The sequence below is a fragment of the Flavobacterium sp. genome (genome assembly GCF_028712645.1).
Classification (GTDB): Bacteria; Bacteroidota; Bacteroidia; order Flavobacteriales; family Flavobacteriaceae; genus Flavobacterium.
Genome location: NZ_JAQTPQ010000312.1, coordinates 1 through 3713, shown reverse-complemented (window position 1 = coordinate 3713; position 3713 = coordinate 1). Strand labels below are relative to the sequence as shown.

Genomic DNA, 3713 nt, shown 5'->3' with positions numbered 1-3713 from the left:
AGGCCTGTATTTGTGCCAAAAGATTTATTGTTACCGAAAAAATAGGTGACGAATTTGCTCATTTATTTGCTCAAAAAATAAACGCTTTAAATCAAGGGAATCCTTTGCAAAATGGAATTAATATGGGGCCTTTGGCTAAACTTGAATTTGCAAATACATTGAGTTCTCAATTGGGGAAATCTTTGCAACAAGGTGCTAAAATTTTAGTAGGAGGAGAGCAAGATAATTGCAATTTTCAACCTACATTAATTGATTTTGTAGATTCGAATAATATTGCTTTTCAAGAAGAGACTTTTGGACCATTGGCAACAATAATAAGAGCAAAAGACGAAAATGATGCGATAGCAATTGCTAACAATCATCGTTATGGATTAGCATCGGCAATTTGGACAGAAGACAGAGAAAAGGCTTATAAATTAGCTAGAAGAATTGAAGCCGGAAATGTTTTTGTGAATTCATTGGTTCGTTCTGATTCCAGAATTCCTTTTGGAGGAATAAAAAAATCAGGTTATGGAAGAGAATTGTCTGACATTGGGATGAAGGAATTTATGAATATGAAATCGATAATTATTGAATAGAATAAAGTGTATTTACTATAGCTAACCAAACCAAAAAAAACTATGAAAAAACCAAAATCAAAAACGCTTCAAAATTTACTTTTTAATTTTAAAGCAGCTCAATTTTCGAATGAAAATCCAGAAGTTGAAGTAGATAAAATTGTCGAATTCAAAAATGCGGATGCTGTAACGCGACGAAAATTTGTAGTTGATATTGCTAAATTTGGTTTGCTTACAGGAGTTGTTGGTACTTCAATATTGAGTTGTAAAAAGGAAAAGGATACTGAAAATTTCAATATTTCAGATAAAGGAATTCCACTTGACGGAATAAAAGTAGCAATAATTGGTGCTGGAATTGCTGGTTTGAACGCAGCACATCATTTGAAAAAAGCTGGTGTTCCATTTACGCTTTATGAAGGAAGTCATCGGTTGGGAGGTCGTATTTTGACACATTATAACGATGCTTTGCAAATGGGAATTCATCCTGAATTTGGAGGTGATTTTATCGATTCCAATCACGAAGATATGCTAGATTTAGCTAAAGAATTCGACTTGGAATTAATCGATATGTATGCCGAATCGAAGGATGCTGGTTTGCGTCACGAAACTTTCTTTTTTGATGGGAGACATATTTCAGAAGCTGAAATCATCAAGGAATTCAAAAAAATTGCTCCAAAATTAGCAACAGATGTGGATAGTCTTGGTGAAGATTATGATACTCCAGAAGCCTTGATTTTAGACAAAATGACTTTAAAAGATTATATAAACGCATTGAGTTGTGAGCAATGGTTAAAAGACATTCTTACTGCGGCTTATATAGCGGAATTTGGCTTGGATACGTCAGAACAATCGGCAATAAATATGCTGGATATGATTGATACCGATATTTCTGAAGGCTTTAAAATTTTTGGAATTAGTGATGAAAAATACAGAATTAAAGAAGGAAATTCTAGAATAATTGAGCATTTAGCTGGAAGGGTAGCAGCGGATATTAAGACAAAGCATATGCTATCGGCCATTTCAAACAAAGACGGAAAGTACAATCTTTCTTTCATTGACAAAGAAGATGTTCAAGCTGAGTTTGTGATACTTTGCCTTCCTTTTACAATGCTTCGTGATGTGAAAATAGAATTAAAGGAAATGACTCCAGAAAAGAAAAAATCAATTCAATCATTGGGTTATGGCCAAAATAATAAATTGTTTTTAGGTTATGAAAATAGACCTTGGCGTGAAGGGAAAAACAAGTTTTACGGTTATTTATTTCATAAAGATATTCACGATGGTTGGGATTCGAGCAGTATAAAAACGATTCAAAGTAATAAAGGAGCCTATTGCTGTTTCTTTGGAGGAGACGAATCTATACAATTGGCAAAAGTAGCTGTGAATAATCCTAGTGCGCCACCTAATCATACTTGGAAAACGGATTTACCTCAAAACGAAATTGATAAATACGTAGGTATAATGGAGCAAGTATTTCCTAGTTCAAAAAATACGTATTCTAACAAACACGTTTTTGCAAGTTGGTCTTCTTATCCTTGGGTAAAATCAAGTTATACTTGTCCGAAACCTGGACAATGGAACAATGAAATGCTTCATACAGCAGAGCCAATTGGTGATGTTTATTTTGCTGGTGAACATTGTAGTGTGGATTATCAAGGCTTTATGAATGGTGCTGCCGAAACAGGAAGATTGGCGGTGGAGGAAATTTTAAAAATAATTGATAAAAAAGCAAAAGGGTGATATTTTTAGGGGGTATGCTACTTAATTTTTTTTAAAATGGCTTAAAAAGCAAATATTTATATTTTACGAAATCGAAATATTAAAAATTAATAGGGTTTGTGGGTGTAAATGTATATTATGAATATTGTAAAATTTGACACTTTAATTACAGATTCTCAATTTTTTTTTAAATGAATTTCTGTAATTAATAATTCGAGCCGTAAAAAGGCAAAAAAACACTTTTTAGGGGGTCAAGTTAGATAAAAGATGATAAATTCGCAGAATAAACAAGGTATTGATGTAAAGAAAACAATACTCAATTAAGAAGATTAAAACAACCAATTAACTAACTAAAAAACTAATTAACAATGAAAACCAATTTAATAACCAAAACTAAATTAAACATGAAAAAAGTAGTAACTATTTTAGCATTAATGTTAACAAGTACATTAACATTTGCACAAGATGCGCCAGCTGCAGCTGCACCGGCAACAGAAGAACCAGCAAGTAAATTAGCAATAGGAGTAGACGTAGTTTATCCTTACTTGTGGAGAGGGTTTAAATTAAATGCGAATAAAGTGGCTTTTCAACCTTATTTATCCTATGCCTTTACTGATAAATTGACAGTTGGAGTTTGGGGAACTACAAATTTATCAAATGATATTAAGTCATATAATGAATTTGACTGGTATGCATCTTATCAAGTATCTCCGGTTGTAAAACTTATGTTAAGTGACTACTATTATGACACACCTTTAGCAAGAGGTAGTTATTTTAATTATGATGAGACATCAACTCAAGCAATTGATTTCTCAGTATTGCTTGATTTCTCAGAAAAAGGAGTGCCAATTGATTTTCAATGGAATACGTTGATAGCAGGAAATGATTTTAAATATGACTCTAATGACAAGAAATCAAGAAATTTTTCATCTTATACTGAAATAGGATATTCTCAATCAATTGAAAGCGCAGGAATTAATCTTAGATTTTTTGCAGGTGCAGTTATATCAAATGTTAACGCTTATTATTTAACAGATGGATTTAAATTCACAAATGTAGGTTTAAACGTTTCTAAAGAAATTAAATTTTCTGAAAGCTTTAGCTTACCAGTTTTTGTTAAATATACATATAACGATAATGGAAATTTAAATAAAAATTGGGATGGTACTGTGAAAAGTGTTGTTTCAGGTGGAATGACATTCACTATCAAATAATTAAATTATTATAACTGCAATATACTCTTTTATTCATAGCAGTTCAAATAAAATAAAAAAGAGGCTTTTTGAATCATTCAAAAAGCCTCTTTTTATTTTATGTTATCTATCATCAATTATTGTTTCTTGTAGATATTATAAATAGTGTTTATGGTTTTCTCATCTAAAACTGTATTGACTTCTGTTTGAATATAATGAAGCTTAAAAGCAGCAATAGCTGCGG

General features: G+C 31.6%; 3 protein-coding genes. All 3 read left to right on the top strand.

Annotation, left to right across the window (positions count from 1 at the left end; genetic code table 11):
• The coding region (locus PHC28_RS16960) for an aldehyde dehydrogenase family protein (RefSeq protein ID WP_300103369.1) at positions 1 to 578 on the top strand (578 nt) is incomplete at its 5' end.
• 42 nt (positions 579 to 620) lie between these two features.
• Positions 621 to 2297 (top strand): NAD(P)/FAD-dependent oxidoreductase, encoded by a 1677-nt coding sequence (locus PHC28_RS16955; protein WP_300103367.1) that lies wholly within the window; start codon positions 621 to 623, stop codon positions 2295 to 2297.
• A gap of 347 nt (positions 2298 to 2644) precedes the next feature.
• Positions 2645 to 3490, top strand: a complete 846-nt coding sequence (locus PHC28_RS16950; protein ID WP_300103364.1) for a TorF family putative porin — start codon at positions 2645 to 2647, stop codon at positions 3488 to 3490.
• The last annotated feature ends 223 nt before the right edge of the window (positions 3491 to 3713 follow it).

What these genes read in the sequence shown, in the direction of transcription:
- PHC28_RS16955 (WP_300103367.1), top strand. Translation starts at nt 621, where the DNA reads ATGAAAAAACCAAAATCAAAAACGCTTCAAAATTTACTTTTTAATTTT.
- PHC28_RS16950 (WP_300103364.1), top strand. Translation starts at nt 2,645, where the DNA reads ATGAAAACCAATTTAATAACCAAAACTAAATTAAACATGAAAAAAGTA.